Below are 21,642 nucleotides of genomic sequence, written 5' to 3'. Positions count from 1 at the left end.
GGTTACCTCCTACAACTGTTTTTTAACTTCTGAATTGCTATTAATAATATGGCTGTTTCCAACTACTGTAATCATATCCTTACCATAAATAATTTTTTCGTGACCGACCCTTGCACCGGACTCAATTTTTGCTTCTTCAGCCACAATAGAGTTGTATATTTTTGCACCTTTTCCGACAAATGCATTTTTCATGATAACACTATTGTAAATCTCAGCTCCTTCTTCAATAATTACGCCAGAAGAAATTACCGACTCTACAACCTTTCCGTTCACGATTGACCCCTCAGATATCATTGAATTTGACAATTTTGCATCAGTACCAATGTATTGAGGCATTGACTCATAGTGTCTACAATATATTCTCCAAAGTGGATCGAAAATATTAAATTCATCAACATTATGAAGAAGATCCATATTTGCCTGCCATAAGCTCTCAATTGTCCCTACATCCTTCCAATAACCGTCAAAAGGATATGCAAATATTTTTTTTCCATCATTTAGCATCATTGGTATCATATCCTTACCAAAGTCATAATTTGTATTTTCAAGCTCTTCAACTAAAGACAAATATTTTTTTAGCTCAGACCACTTAAAAATATATATTCCCATGGAAGCCTTTGTAGAAATTGGCTTTGCTGGTTTTTCAACAAATTCAGAAACCGAAAGATCATTAAGAGTATTTAATATTCCAAATCTACTCGCCTCCTCCAAAGTAACGTTGATGTGAGCAATTGTTAAATCAGCACCTCTTTTTTTATGAAATTCCAGCATATCATTATAATTCATTTTATATATGTGGTCTCCAGATAAAATTAATACATATTCTGGATCATATTGTTCAATATACTTCAAATTCTGATATATTGCATTTGAGGTACCCTTGTACCAATCTCCTTCGCCACCTGTATATGGAGGAAGTATAGATAGTCCGCCATCCATTCTATCCAAATCCCAAGGCGATCCATTTCCAACATACGAATTTAACTCCAGAGGCATAAATTGAGTTAGTACACCCACTGTCGATATACCTGAATTCACGCAATTTGAAAGAGGAAAATCGATAATTCTATATTTACCACCAAAAGGAACTGCCGGCTTTGCCATATTCTTTGTTAGAGAATGAAGTCTAGTTCCCTGTCCACCAGCCAATAACATGGCTACAATTTCTTTCTTTAATCTCATAATACACCTCTCAAAATAAAAACCTTATATAAATATTTTTTTGCTAGCGTTTATTTGTCATTTTTACTTTAGATTTACTCTTTACTTTACTCGTAGTAAGCATTTTTTCTTTGTTTATCAAGTAGATAGCTGAAAATGGTGGAATTGAAATAGAAATATAATATCTAAATCCATTGAAGTCTTCCTCCACTGGCAATATATTTCTATTGATCAGACCACTTCCTCCAAATTTTTTTGCGTCCGAATTAATCAATACTTTAAAGGGTTTATCAGTATCCACACCGATTTTATATTCCTTCAGCAATTGAGATGAAAAATTGCAAATTGCCATCACTCTATCACCCTTTTTCGATCTTCTTGTAAAAGCAAATACATTATTTCTCATATCGTCAACAGTATTCCAGGTGAAGCCTTCCCAAGAATTGTCGCCTTCCCATAGGCTTGGATTGTCCTTGTAAACCTTATTCAGCTCCTTAATGAATTTTTGATTATTTGAATGATTTTCATATTGAAGCAACATCCAATCTAACTCCTTTGATTCATCCCACTCAATCACCTGAGCCAAATCAGTACCCATAAATGTCAATTTTTTTCCAGGATGAGCATACATATATCCCAAATATGCCTTCAAGCTTGAAAATTTATCGTCAAATTCTACCGTTGCCCTATCAAGGATAGATTTTTTTCCATGCACCACCTCATCATGTGAAAGTGGCAATATGTAGTTTTCTGAAAAGGCATAGGTAAGTGAAAAGGTTAGGTTATTATGCATATCCTTCCTAAAAAATGGATTTGCCTCCAAATACCTTAATGAATCATTCATCCATCCCATATTCCACTTAAAATCGAATCCCAAACCACCCTCTTCAATGGAATGAGTAACCTTCGGCCAAGCTGTGGATTCCTCTGCAACTATAAAAGCTCCTTTGAATTCCGATTTGATATGTCTATTTAATATTCTAAAAAAATCTATTACCTCAAGATTCTCATTTTTACCATACTTATTTGGAGTCCATTGTCCGTCATTTCTCCCGTAATCAAGATAAAGCATTGATGAAACAGCATCTACTCTCAGTCCATCGATATGATATTTGTCAAGCCAGTACGATGCGTTTGAAACAAGAAAAGATATTACTTCCTTTCTACCATAGTCGAAAACTCTTGTACCCCATTCTTTATGCTCCATTTTGTTCGGATCAGAGTATTCATACACATATCCACCATCAAATTCGCACAAGCCCGATTCGTCCTTTGGAAAATGTCCAGGAACCCAGTCTAATATTACCCCTATCCCATTTTTGTGGCACTCATCAACAAAATGCATGAAGTCCTCAGGAAGTCCATATCTTGATGTTGGAGCAAAATATCCAGTAACCTGATAACCCCAGGATTTGTCAAAAGGATGTTCAAATATTGGTAATATTTCAATATGTGTATAGTTCATTGACTTCACATATTTTACAAGCTCCTGAGCCAATTCTCTGTAAGAATAAAAATTCCCATCATATTTTTTTCGCCATGAACCAAGATGGACCTCATATATATTCATCGGCTTTTCATAAGGGACTTCTCTATTTTTCATCCAATTCTTATCCGACCATTCATACTCTCCTATAGAATATACCTTTGATGAAGTATTCGGTCTAGTTTCAAAATGCTTGGCATAAGGGTCTGATTTGTATAAAAATTTTGAATTTTCGGTTTCAAATACGAACTTGTAGCAATCATATTTCTTTACACCATCAATTTCAATCTCATAAACGCCACCATCAGTAATCTTTTTCATTTCATAAGAGATCGGATTCCACTCACAAAAATCTCCTGTCACATATACTTGATATGCATTTGGAGCCCATACTCTAAAGGTACACCTATCTTCCTTCAAAAATGAACCCAGAAAATCATAGGACTTAAAATTTGTTCCTTCATGAAATAAATATTCTGCTAATTCATTTTTCTTGTCTACCATAACCATAATTCACCTCACTTACATATTAAAATACTCATTAAGAAGTAACATTAAACTAAGTAATGATTATCTTATATTTATATTATCACATTTACCTATATTTTCCATCATAAAATGAAAAATTTATTTGAATTTAAAGAAAATTCTTTTTTAATAATAATGCGGTATCACTACCATTATATTGATTTTTATTATATAATATAAATAATTACTTTGAATAGTATTGATAAAGCAGAGGTAAAAAAATGAAAGATATAATATACAATCCATTGACGTTCAAGACTCCAAGCGGCTCTATAAGCAATAATGAGTCATCTGTCTTAGACGTGCTAGTGAAAAAAGGACTTTACGAAACCGGTATCAACCTTTGTATACACAGTGATCAAAATGAAACATTTACTATGAAAACGCATATGAAAAAGGTTGGTGAAATCGGCTCATACATTAAATATACAGCTTCTTTGGACAAATTTGAAATTGGAATTTACTATTACTATTTCGAAATTAAGTTCGGAGAAAGCAATGTATCATATATTTCAAATTTCGATTACAATGCAGAGATTAGCGATAGAATAATTCCATGGCAGCTGACAGTTTTTGATGAAGGCTACAAAACCCCAAGCTGGGTAAAGGGCGGTATAATGTACCAAATTTTTCCAGACAGATTTAAGAAGGATGATTGCTATATTCCCTCTAAAGCTATCAATGAAGCTGAAAGAATTATTCATGCCAATTGGAAAGATATCCCAAACTCTTCATTTGACACAGAAAATTATGCCGCAAGAGATTTTTACAAAGGTAATCTTGATGGTATTCTTTCTGAAAAGGAATATTTTGAGTCTTTGAATATCGACATGATTTATTTAAATCCCGTATTTGAAAGCTCAGAGAATCACAGATACTCCACAGCAGATTACTACAATATCGATCCATATTTGGGTACTAATGATATTTTTGAGCGTCTATGCTCAGAATTCAAAAAAAGCAATATAAATATTATACTTGATGGTGTGTTTAGCCATACCGGATCTGATAGTAAATACTTTAACAAAAAAAGTCACTACTCAGATATAGGGGCATACAATTCCTTGGAATCAAAATACTATCCATGGTTTAAATTTATAGAATACCCAAATAAGTACGATTCGTGGTGGGGATTTGATAATCTTCCAACGGTCAATAAGGAAAACAAGGATTTTCGAGATTTTATCTGTAGACCTGAAGATGGTGTACTCAATTATTGGCAAAATAAAGGCATAAAGGGATGGAGACTGGATGTTGTAGACGAGCTTCCCGATATTTTTGTCGACGAAATCAGAGCTTCTATGAAAGAAAAGGATCCAGATGCTTTTTTGATTGGAGAGGTTTGGGAGGACGCTTCAAACAAATTTTCTTATGGATGCAGAAGGAAATATTTACTTGGAGAGCAATTGGATTCAGTCATGAACTATCCATGGAAATTTGCTATCATAGATTTTATGAAAAACAAAAATGCAGACCTATTCGCTTCAAGGCTGATGACACTGATAAATAATTACCCAAAGCCTGCACTCGATTGTCTAATGAATATACTTTCTACTCATGACACAGAAAGAATAATAACCGTTCTTGGAACTGACATCGGCTTGGTTGACAACCATTTGAAGAAGGATTTTAGGCTTGAAAAAAATGACTATGAAAAAGCGAAAAAGCTTGAAAAATTTGCATCATTTTTGCAGTTTACACTTCCTGGTATACCCTCAATATATTATGGTGATGAAATCGGAATGCAGGGATTTTCTGATCCATTTAACAGAGCTTGTTTTAATAGGGACAATGAAGATATTGATCTGCTAGAGCACTACAGAAAGCTCTGTAATTTTAGAAAAAAATATAGGTATGATTTTAAGTCCGGATTTGCAATGGCATTTCACGAGGGAAATGTGATTTCATATTACAGAAACAATATACTATGTATAGTGAATATGTGTAACGATCCAATAATATTCGAGGATAAAATACATGGCGAATGGGTTTTTGGAAATAAAAAACCATTCTTTACCGATTATGGAATAGTTGTCGGACCACAATCATATACCGCTATCAAAATAAACGTATAGATTTGTAACTCAATTTTTCAAAATGAAAAACTAATCTGTAATAAAAATATATAAAAGCGTAAATTGATATGTAAAAAATATATATTTTAATATTAAAATATAAGTTGATATTATAAAATATACATTAGTATATAAAATATAAGCGATATATAAAATACGCATTAGTATATAAAATATAAGTTAATATATAATAATATAAATAGAAAGAGGTATTTTATGAGAAAATCTGGTATATTAATGCCTATATTTTCGCTTCCATCAAAATATGGAATTGGAAGCTTGGGAAACGAGGCATACAATTTTGTAGACTTCCTAGTAAGAACTGGTCAGAGTGTCTGGCAAATTCTACCAATAACATCTACTAGCTCAATAGACGGATATTCACCATACAAGTCAAATGGTGCATTTTCTGGTAATTATGACTTGATAGATATAGAGCTACTAGCTTCAGATGGATATATTGATTACAATTTTATCAATTCCATCGATTATTCCGAATTTGATGCAGACCCTAGATATGTTGATTATGATAAAGTAAGAAGCTTTAAAAGGATTATTTTTACTGAGGCTTTCAATAGATTTGACATAAGCTCAGGCGAATCATATAAAGAGTTTTTGAAAAAAAACAAATACTGGTTAGATGACTACTCCAGCTATATGGCATTAAGAGAAATCAACGGGGATAATCCATATTGGAGCTGGAAAATCAAAACTGAGAAGGAAGTTAAAAAATCTCAGGATAGCAATATTATAAATTGGTATAAGTGGTCACTTGAATACAATAAATTTTTGCAGTATTTATTCTATGATCAGTGGTTTAGATTAAAATCATATGCAAATGACAGAGGAATAGAAATATTTGGTGACATACCGATTTATATATCTCAGGATAGCTCTGACTTCTACTTTAACAAAGAGATTTTCTTGACAGATCAAGCTGGTGAACCAAAGCTCGTTTCAGGAGTTCCACCTGATGAGTTTTCAGCAACTGGTCAATACTGGGGAAATCCATTATACAATTGGAAATACCTAGAAAATAATGACTTCAATTGGTGGATAAATAGAGTAAAAAAATCATTCGAGCTATATGACATTTTGCGTATAGACCATTTTAGAGGGCTTGAAAGCTATTATTGTATCGACAAAGCCACAAAAGATGCTATGAATGGCTACTGGGAAAAGGCTCCTGGAAAGGCGTTTTTTGATAAAATAAAAAAAGAGGTTCCCGATGCTAAAATTGTTGCAGAGGATCTTGGTCTAATCACAAAGGAGGTTATTGAGCTTTTAGAATATACTGGACTACCCGGTATGAAAATAGTGCAATTCGGATTTAGTACAGATGCTGACAATATGAATCTTCCACACAATTTTGTAGAAAATACTGTATCATATACCGGAACCCATGATAATATGCCCTTGGCTCAATGGTTAAAAGCTGCACCACATGGAACACTTGAATACGCAAAGCAATATCTTAGACTAAATACCTATGAAAGATATACTGAAGGTTTGATTAGAGCAGTTGTAGGATCTGCATCAAATATGGCAATAGTGCCAATGCAGGACTGGTTGGATTTCGATGGCTGGGCTAGAATCAATACTCCATCAACTGACGAAAACAATTGGAGAATTAGACTTGTGCATAGTGATTTCACAAGAGAATTAGAAAATTATATCAGCTACATAACAGGCTTATACGGCAGATATAAGAAGAGATAACAGGATAGATAAAAAAGAATAGGTAAGATAATAAAAAATAAATAAAAATGGAGGCTGAACATTTATCATCAATAAATAATGTTCTCCTCCATTTGTTTTATACCAGCACCATAAACAGTTTATATTTCAAGCATATTATTATTTAACAGCATTTATTACTATAGTCCTGATTATTTAATAGAATTTACTCCTGCGACTATCTTTTCTTTTGGCATAAAACCAATTTCTCTCTTAACTTCTACACCATCCTTGAAAAATATTACAGTTGGTACAGTAGTAACTCTATATTCCTGAGCTATTTCCATACTCTGGTCTATATCGATTTTTGCAAAATATGCGTCTCCACTCATTTCGTCTGCTACCTCTGAAAATACAGGTCCTAACATATTACAAGGTCCACACCAAGTTGCGAAAAAGTCTATTACCGCTACTCCATTAGTTTCCTTTACATTTTTTACAAATTCTTGTCCATTAATTACGTTTGCCATTTTATTTTTCCTCCTAAAATTCTTATTTATACTATATTGATACCAATAAAACAACAATTTAAACATATTATAATTTTTTTGCTATTTTTCCCTTTGGAATCTCAATAAAAAACCTCGTGCCTTCACCCAGCTTTGATTTAACTTTTATATTTCCACCGATTGTCTTGATTATTATTTGTGATATAGATAATCCAATACCAGATCCTTCAATATCAGTTGCTCTTACTGAATCGCTCCTAAAAAATCTTTCAAATATATGCTTCTGATCTTTTTCTGATATACCGATGCCAGTATCGGAAATCACAATCTGCACCTTATCTCTACCTCTATCATAGATTGAAACATCAATTGAATCTCCTTCATTTGTATACTTGAACGCATTATCAACAAAAATTCTAAGTAGTTGAATAAGCTTATTTCTATCTGTCGAAATATATCTACTCTTTGTATTAATGCTGTAAGAAAATACTTTGTTTTGATATTCGGCTATCTCTGTATAGCTCTCAGAAAGCTCTTTAAAAACCGATTCTATTTCAAATTGTTCCTTATTGATCTTAACTATTGACTCTTCTTTTGTCAACGATAGAAGCTCTGAAATCATCTTCTTAAGCTGCCTAGCCTCTCTCATTGCCACAGCCACGGTTTCTGCTTCACTCTCAATCGTTGAGCTCGGTGATTTCAATAAATATTCTAGCTTTGACTGTATAATCGAAACAGGAGTTCTCAGCTCATGAGATGCATCCTGAACAAACTTTACCTGATTGTTCCATGAATTTTCAATCGGCTTTAGTGCTTTATTTGACAAAAATTTACTGATAAAAAAGCCTGGAATTATCGCAAGCATATCAGTCATAATCAACAGCGCTACCATATGACTCAGCCCCTCTTTTTCAGAGTCAATATTTCTCATTATTCTAAAATCATACTCATTTTCCGAAAAATAAATCGTTCTAAAATTGTATCCATTAAATTTTTCCCAATAAAATCCATTTTCAATCTTTCCATTTGTTGGATATTTATCGCTGAAATACCTATTTTGAGTGTAGTACTTAACAGTATTGCCCTTGTATATATACACTATATCCTTTGGATCTTGAAGAATTATCTTATCTAAAATTGAATCTCCATCAAATTGATTGCTGATAAAATGATATTCATCAAGAAGTGACCTATCGACAGTCTTATACGTATTGGATTTATAGTAAGTGTAGATAAATATACTCATGCCAATCATAAATATCTCCACGACCAACAATATCATAAATATAAGCTTTAATCTGGTCTTATGAAAAACATTGTTATTTATCATCTAAAATATATCCGACCTTTCTCTTGGTTTTAATATATTTGTCGTAGTCATACTTAGAAAGCTTTTTCCTTAAATTACTTACATAAACCTCAACAATTTCAATAGTAGCATCAGAGTCAATACCCCAAATTCTATCATAAATTTGTTCTTTAAGCAAGATTGATCCCTTGTTCAGAACAAAATATTCTAAAAGCTTAAATTGCTTGTTCTGCAGCTCTATCTCATCATCAAAAATGTAAACTGTCTTTTTTTCTGAATCTATCTTCAAATCCTTAAATTCAAGGTATTTATTATCTTTGATTCTCCCATTTGTTCTCAAAATAGCAAAAGCTCTAGCAATCAATTCATCCATATAAAAAGGCTTTGTCAGGTAGTCGTTCGCACCCAATGTAAATGCCTCCATCTTATCATCCAAGGATTCCTTTGCTGTCAAAATCAATATAGGAGTATCAATACCTAATTTTCTTGTCTCCTTAAGTATCTCAATTCCGTTCATATTCGGCAGCATAAGATCTAGAATTACCAAATCATAAATGGCTTGAGAAATCTGGTACAGTCCATCTTCGCCATCAGTACAGGTTTCTACTTCAAAATATTTACTCAGTGCTTTTTGCATATCATCCTGTAATATTTTATTATCTTCAACTATTAATATTTTCATTTTTCCTCCCTATTTTATAACAAAATATAAAACATTTAACTATATATTATTACTTATTAATCTTAAAAAATGCTATTCCCTATTTAATATTATCACTAGTTACAGGTTAAAACAATATTTTTTAATATATCATTTAAAATTTTGTAATAATTAGGATGCTAGAATAATGTATTATAAAAGCTAAAAAGAAAAAGAAAACAAAAAATAAAAAAGAGTTAGGCTTGATAAACAACTGTACTCCCTAACCTCTTTTTTATTTTCTATACACTTAAATTAATATTAATTAATTTGCTGCTCTATATACTACTAAATATTACTATATATTACTTATACTATCACATATTACTACATATTATATATTTCTACTCTTCCAAGCTTACTACTACTCTAAAAATCATAGCCTTCTTTTTTTAGTTTTGCCTCCAAAGCAGGATCATCTACATCTGTTCTTCTTCCAATAAATCTAAGACCAAATCCTACAGCAAATATCGCCAATGGCAATACAACAAACACTGGTAATCCAAAGCCAGCAGGTATATATCCAAATAATATTGTGCATGATGCAACATAAATGGCATATGGCATCTGTGTCTTAACGTGTTCAATATGATCACAGCCAGCTCCCATTGATGAAAGAATTGTTGTATCTGAAATCGGAGAACAATGGTCACCGAAAATTGCACCAGTTAAAACTGCAGATGTCGAAACAACAACGTATCCCATTTCAGGATTAATAGAATGAGCCAGAGGTATTGCCAAAGGCATCAAAATTCCCATTGTACCGTATGCAGTACCTGTTGAGAATGAGATTATTGATCCCAAAACAAATATTATTGACGGTAATAAAAATGCTGGAATCGCACCTGATAAGTAATTAATCATAAACTTGGCAGTACCAATCTCCTTGATAACAGAGCTCAATGACCATGCCAATATCAAAATTACTCCTGTGATCATTAGTGTCTTTGTTCCATCTACCCAAACCTCTATCGCTTCTGATATTGTATAAATCCTCTTAAGCTTTGCCATCAATATAGCTACTATTGTTGCAAAAATAGCTGACTGGAAAAGTGCAACAGAAGCATCAGATGCAGAAAAGCATTCCTTTATAGAATTAAAAGAAAACGGACTGGCATTAATTGCTGAAATCAATGCAGCATTTTCTCCACCCATTATTGATGAATATCCACTGTAATAAAAAGCTGACAATGAACTCAAAATCAAAACACCAATCGGAATTATGGCATTCCAAACACTCAATTTAATACCATCCTTTGGAGCCATATCATCTAATGCCTCTACCCCATTATCTAAAAGCTGCTTTGAGCTTTTATTTCTATATGAAAGATATTCTACCTTTCTCATCGGACCAAACTCTCTAACCATTATTGCACTAAGCACTATGAAAGCAAGAATCAAGATATTGTAAAATCTATATGGTATTGTTTGAAGAAATACACCAAAGGCATCAACATCAACATTTATACTTCCAAATGCATCATGAATCAATCCAACCTCAAGACCTATCCAAGTTGAAATAATAGCCAAGCCCGCAATTGGAGCAGCAGTTGCATCAATAACAAATGACAATTTTTCTCTTGAAATATTCAATTTATCAAATACCGGTCTCATTATTGGACCGACTATTAAAGAATTCGCATAGTCATCAAAAAATACTAAAATTCCCAAGAACCAAGAAATCAACTGAGCACCCTTTGAAGTTTTCGCTCTCTTTGCAAGTGCTTCAGCTATTGCCTTTGCGCCACCCATTTTGCCTACAAGATTGATAACACCACCTATTGCCAAAACCTGAAGAATAATACCAGCATCCCATGGGTCAGCAAGAGCATTTAATGCCCTAGATATAAAATCTAAAAATGATAGCACTATCGCCGAAAAAATATTTTCTCCATTTCCTAGCTGCAATATCAAGGAGCCTGATAATACACCTAAGAATAGCGAAACAACAACATTTTTTGTTATAAAAGCTAATACAATTGCCAATAATGGCGGAATTATTGTAATCAATCCAAACTTTGTAGCATTTGCCTTAGCCACCTTATCAATATCTTCCGCAAATGTCGGTGCTATCGTCAACATGAACAATACAAATGTCGTCAACACCAACCTAAAATTAAATCTTCTCATAAAAAAATTCCTCCTATAAAATAATTGGATATCATATAACGTGACAAATAAAAATGCCTCGGATGGACTCCGAGGCATAAAAATGCAACTCAATGATAGCCCAACACAAGATAACTTGTGACAGTGATACACATATTCTGTGTACCCCCAGCAATACAGCCCTAAAGCAAGCTATACGCTTCGGCAAAAACTCCTTTCACTGGAGATGCTTTAATCTTTAATCCAGATACTGATAATTTCCGCGCCTCTACCTTTTATTAAATATATATTAAAGTATATAACAATAAGAAAAATATTTCAATACTCTATAGACAATTAATATAAATATTTTTTACATCATTTTCGTCAAGCTCCTTATAGCCCCGTAATTTACCACCTCTCACAGCTTGCTTTGCCATTATATCAAAATATTCTTCATCAATTCCGACTTCACGTAATGAACATGGCATATGTAAATCATTACAGAAAAAATTCTTTGTTTTCTCTATAGCTAAATTTGCGATTTCATACCTTTCCAAAGAGGAGTCTATTTCCCACACATTGATTCCGTATTCAACAAATTTGTCAACGGTGCTGTCATCTAATACATATTTCATCCAAGCCGGTGTTAAAATTGCAAGTCCAACACCATGTGTAATATCGTAAAAAGCACTTAGCTCATGCTCCATTGGATGAACCTCCCAGTTATTTGAAGCTCCATCAGAAATCAGTCCATTTATCGCCCAGGATGAAGCCCACATCAAATTGGCACGAGCATCATAGTTTTCAGGCTCATTGTAAGCTATAGGACCATAATGAATACAAGTCTTTAGTATCGCCTCTGCAAATCGCTCTTGAAGGTAAACCCCCTTTTCATTTGTAAAATAGCTTTCGAAGGTATGGCTCATGATATCTGCAATACCTGCCGATGTTTGATGCTTGGGAACTGAAAAAGTGTATTCTGGATCCAAGACAGATGCCCTAGGTATCAAAAGTGGTGATCTTGTACCAATTTTTAAATTCTGGGACATATTTGATATCACAGCATTTTCATTCATTTCCGATCCCGTAGCAGATAAGGTCAGCACAGAAAATACAGGTATAGCAGCTGTGATAAGCTTGTGGTCCAACACAATATCCCATACATCACCATCGTATTTTGCACCTGCAGAAATAACCTTCGCACAATCAATTGAGCTTCCACCTCCAACAGCCAAAACAGCATTGATATTATTTTTCTTGCAGATATCCACCCCTTCTCGAACTGTTTCTATTCTTGGATTTGGATCAACTCCCGAAAGCTCAAATACTTCAATATTATTATCGCTCAACGTCTTTAGTGTAGCATCAAAAATTCCATTCCTCTTTATACTACCTCCACCATAAACCAACAGGACATTATTAGAATATTTTTTAATTTCTGCTCCAAGCTTGTCAATTTGACCTCTACCGAATAGTATCTTTGTATCCACATTAAATATAAAATTATACATAATCTCATTCTCCTATCAAAAAATTTTTGTTTATTATCTTATATCTATTTAATATATATGATAACATATATATAAGTAATAAGCCAGATAGCAATATATGAAAAATAAACATACAAATTAGAAATTATTTGAGTTTTTGGTTTACATATATGCACTAAAGTAATATAATCATATAGTCGATAGTAATATTGTTTACTATTAGTAAGTTAAATATTAATCTATTTAAAATTAATAGATTACTGGTTTGAGGTGATACATATGAAGAAGAATTACGATAAATATATTCCTGATTGGAAATATATTTTTAGTAAATTTATTGAAGATTTAAAGGAAATAAAAAATAATATTCCGATACTCGTTATAATAATTGGGTTATTGATTATTCCGTCACTATATGCGTGGTTTAACATAAAGGCATTTTGGGATCCATACGGAAATACAAAATATCTTAAAATTGCCGTTGTAAATCATGACAAGGGATATACCTTCAAAAATCAAGACATCGATTTGGGAAAAAGGGTCATCAATACCCTTAAAGAAAATGACTCACTTGATTGGCAATTTGTCAGTATGTCACGAGCAGAAAAGGGTATACTGAGTGGCGAATACTTTGCAATTATCGAAATACCTGAAGCCTTTTCAAGGGATATGCTATCGGTAACAAAGGAAAACGTAAGAAAAGCCAAAATAAACTATACGGTAAATGAAAAAACGAATGCGATTGCTCCAAAGATTACGGACAAGGGAGCGAGTGCAATTCAAGAAAATATTTCGAAAACATTTATTGAATCAGTAGCAAAAACCTCAATATATTCAATCGGTGGGATTTCAAATACAGTAGGAGATGTCAAACCAAAGCTTGAGCAAATGAAATCAACTCTAAAAAAACTGGATACTCAGCTAAGCAACACAAAAAAGATGACAGCTTCTGGAGTTAAAGGCATGACAGAAATACAAAAAACACTTGATAATAATAAAAGCCTGCTACCTATGATAAAGCAGTCTGTTAATGATTCAAAAAAACTAAGCAATGATATCAGTAGCACGTTTAGAGCTGCTAATTCAAATTTCAACAGCCTTGCTCCTACCATAAAAAAGGACATTGATTCCACAAGTAGCTTGATAATGCAGTCAACCGATATGATAGAATCTCTTTCAGATGATGTGTCTTTAGTTGTAAATGATTCAGTTCTCATACTAAAAAATGCAAGGTCTAAAATTGACACTGCAATGAAAATAAATGACAGCGTTATTAAGGCTATAAAGAGAATCAACATCATCAATTTGCAGCTACTAAATAAGGCGATAGAAAACCTAGAGGAATATCAAGCTTCTATGAATAATTTAGACAGGATGCTGAGCGATACAATAACACTTATAAATAACGGACAACAAATTTCTGATGTGACAATTAGTAATTTGAAATCAATAAGCAATGAACTAAATAGAAAATCACTTCAGCTACTATCAGGCTTTGATGAAAACATAAGGCAGCCTATTGAAAAAATAACATCTGGTAGTGCGAAAATTACTGATGACATTAATGGTATATTAAGTAAAACCGATAGTATCTATCCTAATATAAATAGCTTGATAAGCAGTGCAAATAATATCAACACAGTACTTAAAACAACTATAAGCGTCACTTCATCATCAATAGATGTTCTCCAGGGGCAGATCAGGGATGCTATTGACGCAATAGATGCCATTCAAAATAATGAAAACTATAAAGCTTTTAACAATGTCATCAAATCAAATATTATGGACAGAGTTGACTTTTTCAAAACACCGGTAGAGATAAACGAGAAAAAGATTTACAAAATCGAAAACTATGGAGCTGCCATGACCCCATTCTACAGTATTCTAGCATCCTGGGTTGGAGGCTTGATACTAATTTCTATATTATCAACAAGCCTTGGAAATAAAGACCGAGCTATAGACGAATATTTTTCAAAATATTTCCTATTCATATTATTGGCTATCATTCAGGCTATAATAATAAGTCTTGGTAATTTTTTAATACTAGGCGTGATGGCAAAGCACCCATGGCTGTTTACTGCGACACTCGTTTATTGCAGCATCGTTTTTGTAACGATAATATATTCCATCGTATCCATATTTGGAACTGTCGGAAAAGGTATCGGAGTTTTTTTACTTGTAATTCAAATTGGTGGATCAGGTGGTACTTTTCCCGTTGAAATGACACCTAGCTTTTTTAGAGCAATAAATTCACTCGTTCCATTTACATATGGAATTGAAGCCTGTAGAGAAGCTGTTGGAGGTGTATATCTACCAAACCTAATAAAGGACTTTGCAATACTATTTATTATGATGCTAGTGGCGTTGGTGTTTGCTATTTTCTTAAAAGAATCCATAAATCGTCTAACGAAGCCATTAAAGAAAGTATTTGAAAATAGCTTTATAATACACCATTAGAATAATGCTTTGGAATAATCCTTAAGAAAATAAATATCAAAAAAACGGCTTATGATTGTTGATACTCGTACATTTACCAATTTTTTGTATAGATACGATAATATCACTACACAGCCGTTTTTTTCGAAGCATTAAAATGCTCCTATTTATTTATTTTGGATATTTCTGCCTTTTCACTTATAATGTTTGTTTATTTCTTTTATTTTTTATTTATCAGATTAGCTTATTTGAAAGCTAGTCTTTTTTAATGAGGATGCTATCACATTTATCATCAATACTGATAAAACCATATTTACCGCTGTAGCTGGCAATACAACTGCTGTAAACAATGCGAAAAGCTCTCCCGGTAATCCCACTATTAGAGAAGCTGAGCCGAGGAAAACTACACCACTCAATATTGTTCCAAGCAAAGTCATCACAGCTACTACCATTGAATTTGCTTTTCTTCCTAGCCTTACTTCAATTGGTGATAAATAAAAAGCTCTCATTATCAGGAACATTACATTTACAGTTACAGCTTTATCGATTAAGTTTGGAATTTGTCCACCTGGAAACTTTGTAGTCATCGCTGTAAAAACACCTGTAACTATACCCGCAACTAAACAAGCTTTATAATCATCTTTGTTTAATATCATTATACAGAACAGCATTACTAGGGCAACATCTGGTGTAATGCCTGCTATTGCAGGAAATATTTGGTGAAGCACAAGACCTAATCCCAATAAAATTGCATTCAATACCATTTTTTTCGTTTTTGATGTTTTCATTTCTTCTTCCTCCAAAAATTAATAATATAAATTATTAAATATAAATCCAATAAAAAAACTCCGCCCTAAATACATAGGGCGAAGTAATATCCGCGTTGCCACCTAAATTATACGACAAAATAATCGTACATCTCATTTTCAGGAACACATGATTCCCTATCCGCTATAACGTGCAGCCCACGGTGAAGACTACTCTCTTACGATTTCGATTCACTCCTCTAAGACCCATTCACTTACTACTCCTTGCCAATATTCCACCATCATTGACTCTCTATAAATTCATATATAAGCTACTATCTCTTATCACTGGATTTTTATTTATATATTAATAATAATACATAGAATACAAAATGTCAACATTTTTTTCTACCTTTTAATTAAGGATTTTATATTATCAAATGTAATATCATACACAGTGCTTACACCACCAATTACTACAGCTCTGTCTATTTTTGATATTTTTGTATAATTTGCTATTGCATTTGGCACACTATCCTTGTTAACCAATAATACCGGTGCATTCTTCAAGCCTGCATATGGACCGGCAACAAGCGCATCTGCAAATATTTCACCGCTTGTATAGACACCAAGCTTTGATTCTGGCACTGCATGTTTTGCTATCAATGCAGAGGTTTCGTATCTATCAGCTCCACCTATTCTCCTTGTGTTTTTTGTTCCAGAGAATATATTGTCAGTGTTTGCAATACCTGTATTAAATCCATTAACCAATGCTGATTCAACAGAGCTTGATATTGTCGCAGTCTGACCTGCAATAGTTATTTTTTCAACATCCCATGCTGCCAATGCAGCTTTTGTAGATATTGTCAAATCATCTTTTTTAGAAAGAAGGATTGGTGCATTTTCTTTTACTGCTAATGAAGATATTGATAGTGCATCTGGGGAAGTTTCTCCTGAAGCTATTTCTACCACCTTCTTATTTCCTCCCTCTCTTATCTTTTCAGCAATTAATCTGGCAGTATCATATCTGTCAACACCACTAAATCTGTGGACTGCTTTGCCCTGCTTCTTCATCAATTGCTCAATATCCATTGATACAGAATGCTCTCCTCCATTTATATAAACCATTGATGGGTTTAATCTTGATATTTCATCAATTGTTTCGCTTGAAAGCGAATCAGTGTCTGTAAACAATATTGGTGCTCCTATCTGTACTGAAAATGGAGCTGCTGTCAATACATCAGGGAATTTATCCTTATTGGCAAGAATAACTGCTCTTGCTCCATTAGGATAACAAGCCTTACTAACCTTTACTGCTGTTTCAGCTCTATCCTTACCATTTAATCTGTCACTATTGCTCGTATCTGAGTCAGAGCTTGATGAGCTATAATAGTATTTTCTAACAACAGCTGTTCCTGGTATTGTATCTGTTGTTCCGTCTGGATATGTTATTGTTACTGTTCCATCATCTCCAACAGCTATTTATGTTTTCTCAGGCAGCCTTGGATTCAGGTTTTTATTCGCAGCTTCTATCGCTTTTTTAACTGTATCTTTTTCTGATGCTGTTAATTTTGCCGGATTTGATACCGGCACCTTTGTTATTGGAGCAACCGGCGTTACTGTTGCAGCATCTGATTGTTTTACAACCTTTGCTCCTTCTATTGTATCCTTTGTTCCATCTGGATATGTTATTGTCACTGTTCCATCATTTCCAACAGCTATTTTTGTTTTCTCCGGCAATGCTGGATTCTTTTCCTTTATTGCAGCTTCTACAGCTTTCTTTTCGTCTTCTGTTAATGCATTCGGATTTGTTACAGGCACCTTCTTATCTGGTGCTACTGGATTGTTTGTTGCAACATCTGATTGCTTTACTACATCTGTTCCAGGTATTGTATCTGTTGTTCCGTCCGGATACCTCACTACTACTGTTCCGTCTTCATATGTATCTACATCAAAAATTGTTCCAGCCGGCAGGTTTTTATTTGCATCATCTATCGCTTTTTTAACTGCTTCTTTTTCTTCTGGTTTTAATTTTGCAGGATTTTCTACCGGCACCTTTGTTGTTGGAGCTTGTGGTGTAAACAGCTCCTGCATCTCCTTAACCCTAACCTTTACAATATTATATACTTCCTGCCCCCAAGGATTTGTAGTTTTTACTTTAACCTCATAAATTCCCGGCTCATTATCTGATATTGAAGCAAGATCTGTATTAGTTGTATAATTACCAAGATCTCTTTTATACCCAACTACTGAACGCACAGCATATTTTGTAGTAAAAGTCTCTCTGAAATAATCCTGATAACTATCATATACCTTCGAATATTTGTCACCTTTTATTGCCAAATTAAGCTTAGAAAAAATATCATCATTTGAAACTGATTTCCCAAAGCTTTTAACAATTGGCTCATCGTCTTTAAGCTGATCAGTATAAGCTAATATTTTATATCGGTACTCTACCTTAGAGCCATCATTATCAGAAAATTCTGCATATCTAGTAAGCAAACCTCCAGGCTCCAGATCATATTTTCCCAGAATAGATAATTTAGAGTTATCACTTGCTTTTTCAAAGGATAACCCGAATGCTGATACATTCTCTTGATGATTTCCACCTAATTCTCTTACTGCTGAAAGTGTACCATCTTCATCCACTGCTGATATTACAGGAGAGATTTTTATACTCGGAGCATCCTTATCTCCAATATTATCAATAGATGTAAATCCTGAGGTTGGTTTCCCCATAATATAGTAAGTAGGATTCAATGCTGTATCAGCAGCACTTAATGCCTGAGTTATTTCTTCAGCATCACTTGTAACAACCGGTGGCTTGTTTGGCTCTGCAGCCATGATTATACTCGAGACACCTGGCAACTGCAGCACTAATGAAAATGCCATCAATAGTGCAAAAAAACACTTAAATTTCGAACTACATTTTTTGTAATTCACGTTTTCTGTTTTCATAATATTACTCCCTTTCTAAAAAATTAAATTATTAATTTTTTATTTAAAATATAGCTTTATACAACGTCAATCATTTATATAATAAATATATTTTATTAAAAGTAAAATAATAATATTAAACCAAATATTGATTAGTATTTATTACAAAAATTTTAATTTTATAATAGTACAATATATAATTCAGTACAGTATATAATTTAGTACAGTATATAATTCTGTACACTGCATAAATATATATATATATATATACATACGTGCGTATTTATGTATATATTTATATATTTATGTAACAATAATTTTAAGATACACTATATTTAAATAAAAAATAATTCATATGTTGAAAACAATCCATATGATGATTTATCGAAAAAAATTGACGTTTATATTAATATATATTTATTATATCAAATTTTTACAAATATATAAATAATAATTTTAAAAATAAAATTAGCATTTTAAAAATATATATAATATTTAAGAACAAAATAAGCTACAGCAATTTATTTTACAATAAATCATTGTAGCTTAATAGAATAAATCAAAAAAGGCATTTTAATGTTTTTTATTATTATGAAAAGCAAAATATTAGCATCTAAATTAATTCAAATTGTTTTTTTATATATTAACACTCGATAAATGGATTCAGCATATTTGCACTTACCTGCACTTTAATTCCACCGATTTCTTCATCAATATATTTTTTTATAGCATCTGAAAATATATATTCAGTTCCATAATGCCCCAAATCAAGAACATTAACATCCAATTCATAAGCATCAACAGCTTGATGATATTTCATGTCACCTGTTACCAGTACATCTATGTTGCTTCTTGCAATCATTTCAAAATACTCAGCACCGGCACCGGTAACAACTGCAATGCTTTTTACACTGCTATTTATATTTTTACCAACAAATCTAATTGTGTTTAATTTAAGGCGTGCTTTTAAAGCTATAATAAATTTTTCAATTGTTGTCGATTTTTTTAATTTCCCTATCCTACCAAGACCAAACATTCTACCATTTTCATAATCATCATAGCTGGAAATAGGATCTAATACACCACAATTTTCTATTCCCATCAACGTAAGAAAATAGTCATTTAGTCCTCCAAAGGCAATATCATAATTTGTATGCATACAATACACTGCTATATTATTTTCTATTAGCTTAATAGCTAAGGCTCCCTTAGTATCTGTGTCAACAATCCTGTTAATTTTATTAAATAGGAACGGATGATGTGAAATTATTAGATCGATATTGCTTTTAATTGCCTCATCAACAGTATCCTCTGTTATTTCAAGTGTCGTCAATATCCTATTTATATCCTTGTCCCCATATCCAATATTCAAGCCTGAATTATCCCAGTCATATTGCAAATTATTTGGAAATTTCTTCTCAATAATGCTTATCAATTCATTTAATTTCATACATTTTCCTCCTCATCTATTCAATATCATATTTTATCTTAATATCATATTTTATCAAATCCAGAATTATTTTTCTAATAACTACCTGCTCCACTTTATTTTTAACATTTTTATTATATGCTTGAAGGGTGGTAGCATTTAAATTTTTAGTTTCAATACCAAGCATTTTTAACACTATTGACTCGCACTCATATATTTTTTTTTCCAGAAATGCCTCTAATAGCTTATCTCTTTTTGACACCACAAGCTTTGATACCTCAAAAAAAAGCTTATTAATCTCATTTTCTAAATTTTCGTCAATTGTAGCTTCACTAGATATATGCTTTTTGATTATTTTGTCATTTATATTATTATCCATCTCCGAAATATGGTTTACGACAATATTATTTAATCTCTCCTTCACATATTTGTAGTATTGATTGGTGTATACAAGCTTATCACTATACTTTTCAAATAATGAATAAATGTATTGAGTATACTTTTTTTGTTCAAAATCTACATTGCCCTGATTTTTTGACAAAGGCTCTTTGTCGTAAATGGCTTCAATGATTTCATATATCCTATGCTCCTCACTAACAAGGTGCTCATCAATTATTCTGAAGCCCTTTTTCAACAAATACTTTCTCAATTCCTCCGGTGCTTGCATGGGCTGTAGTATCAGCTTATCAAGCTTTTTTGATAAATTTATTTTCTTTTCTATTATCTCAGAAATCAGTATCCCCCCCATACCGGCGATAATCACTTGATCAACCTCTCCTTCTCTTAATGTTTCCATTCCCGATCCAAGTCTCAAGTCAACATACTTTTGAAGATTATTTTTGACTACCTCCTTTTTAGCATTGTTCAATGGTCCTCTATTAATGTCTGACAAAATTGCAAAGCTTATTTTATTGTCCAATAATAGTGAAATCGGAATATAACCATGATCTGTTCCAATATCGGCTATTTTTTTTCCGTCGCTTACCAATTCTGAAATATATTTTAATCTCGGTGATAATCTCATATGTATTTCCTTTCAAGCTATACCTCATTCATTTAAAAAATGAC

Annotated in this window: 13 protein-coding genes, 1 pseudogene, 1 riboswitch and 1 other annotated feature; of the genes and pseudogenes, 3 read left to right on the top strand and 11 right to left on the bottom strand. The window is 32.7% G+C overall.

Annotated elements, in window-relative coordinates; genetic code table 11:
- Positions 1–9: 9 nt before the first annotated feature.
- Complete coding sequence (locus BM120_RS04095) at positions 10–1,182, bottom strand: glucose-1-phosphate adenylyltransferase (RefSeq protein ID WP_091993503.1); 1,173 nt, start codon at positions 1,180–1,182, stop codon at positions 10–12.
- Between the two features lie 43 nt (positions 1,183–1,225).
- A complete protein-coding gene (glgB, locus tag BM120_RS04090) occupies positions 1,226–3,157 on the bottom strand; it encodes a 1,4-alpha-glucan branching protein GlgB (RefSeq protein ID WP_091993502.1) in 1,932 nt (643 codons plus the stop codon).
- Positions 3,158–3,396: 239 nt separating this feature from the next.
- Here glgB and BM120_RS04085 point away from each other — a divergent pair, with 239 nt between their 5' ends.
- A complete protein-coding gene (locus BM120_RS04085) occupies positions 3,397–5,250 on the top strand; it encodes a glycoside hydrolase family 13 protein (RefSeq protein WP_091993500.1) in 1,854 nt (617 codons plus the stop codon).
- 216 nt (positions 5,251–5,466) lie between these two features.
- Complete coding sequence (gene malQ / locus BM120_RS04080) at positions 5,467–6,969, top strand: 4-alpha-glucanotransferase (RefSeq protein ID WP_091993498.1); 1,503 nt, start codon at positions 5,467–5,469, stop codon at positions 6,967–6,969.
- Positions 6,970–7,139: 170 nt separating this feature from the next.
- Here malQ and trxA read toward each other — a convergent pair whose 3' ends face one another.
- From trxA to BM120_RS04055, 5 genes are all read right to left on the bottom strand, one after another.
- Positions 7,140–7,457: a thioredoxin gene (gene trxA / locus BM120_RS04075; protein WP_091993497.1), complete on the bottom strand. Its 318-nt coding sequence runs from the start codon at positions 7,455–7,457 to the stop codon at positions 7,140–7,142.
- Between the two features lie 67 nt (positions 7,458–7,524).
- The gene (locus BM120_RS04070; RefSeq protein WP_091993495.1) at positions 7,525–8,766 is read right to left on the bottom strand and encodes a sensor histidine kinase; all 1,242 of its coding nucleotides are present in this window, start codon (positions 8,764–8,766) and stop codon (positions 7,525–7,527) included.
- A complete protein-coding gene (locus BM120_RS04065) occupies positions 8,756–9,427 on the bottom strand; it encodes a response regulator transcription factor (RefSeq protein ID WP_091993494.1) in 672 nt (223 codons plus the stop codon). Before BM120_RS04065 ends, BM120_RS04070 begins: the two co-directional genes overlap by 11 nt.
- Positions 9,428–9,814: 387 nt before the next feature.
- Positions 9,815–11,527 (bottom strand): Na+/H+ antiporter NhaC family protein, encoded by a 1,713-nt coding sequence (locus BM120_RS04060; RefSeq protein WP_442956751.1) that lies wholly within the window; start codon positions 11,525–11,527, stop codon positions 9,815–9,817.
- 136 nt (positions 11,528–11,663) lie between these two features.
- Positions 11,664–11,833, bottom strand: a riboswitch (Lysine riboswitch).
- 47 nt (positions 11,834–11,880) lie between these two features.
- Complete coding sequence (locus BM120_RS04055; RefSeq protein ID WP_091993490.1) at positions 11,881–13,047, bottom strand: iron-containing alcohol dehydrogenase; 1,167 nt, start codon at positions 13,045–13,047, stop codon at positions 11,881–11,883.
- Between the two features lie 258 nt (positions 13,048–13,305).
- Between BM120_RS04055 and BM120_RS04050 the strand changes: the two genes are divergently transcribed.
- Positions 13,306–15,483: a YhgE/Pip domain-containing protein gene (locus tag BM120_RS04050; protein WP_091993489.1), complete on the top strand. Its 2,178-nt coding sequence runs from the start codon at positions 13,306–13,308 to the stop codon at positions 15,481–15,483.
- A 218-nt stretch (positions 15,484–15,701) separates the two neighbouring features.
- Here BM120_RS04050 and BM120_RS04045 read toward each other — a convergent pair whose 3' ends face one another.
- The 4 genes and pseudogenes from BM120_RS04045 to BM120_RS04025 form a co-directional block, all read right to left on the bottom strand.
- A complete protein-coding gene (locus BM120_RS04045) occupies positions 15,702–16,250 on the bottom strand; it encodes a tryptophan transporter (RefSeq protein WP_091993487.1) in 549 nt (182 codons plus the stop codon).
- 71 nt (positions 16,251–16,321) lie between these two features.
- Positions 16,322–16,566 (bottom strand) — a binding site (T-box leader).
- A 50-nt stretch (positions 16,567–16,616) separates the two neighbouring features.
- Positions 16,617–18,302 (bottom strand): annotated as a pseudogene (locus BM120_RS11385) (cell wall-binding repeat-containing protein).
- A 1,486-nt stretch (positions 18,303–19,788) separates the two neighbouring features.
- Positions 19,789–20,595 carry a Nif3-like dinuclear metal center hexameric protein gene (locus BM120_RS04030; protein ID WP_091993483.1) on the bottom strand — a complete coding sequence of 269 codons (807 nt, stop codon included), beginning with the start codon at positions 20,593–20,595 and terminating at the stop codon, positions 19,789–19,791.
- Positions 20,596–20,611: 16 nt separating this feature from the next.
- Positions 20,612–21,598, bottom strand: a complete 987-nt coding sequence (locus BM120_RS04025; protein WP_091993481.1) for a class I SAM-dependent methyltransferase — start codon at positions 21,596–21,598, stop codon at positions 20,612–20,614.
- Positions 21,599–21,642 lie beyond the last annotated feature (44 nt).

This window comes from Peptostreptococcus sp. D1 (assembly GCF_900112955.1).
Lineage (GTDB): Bacteria > Bacillota > Clostridia > Peptostreptococcales > Peptostreptococcaceae > Peptostreptococcus.
This window is presented reverse-complemented; position numbering and strand designations above follow the sequence as displayed.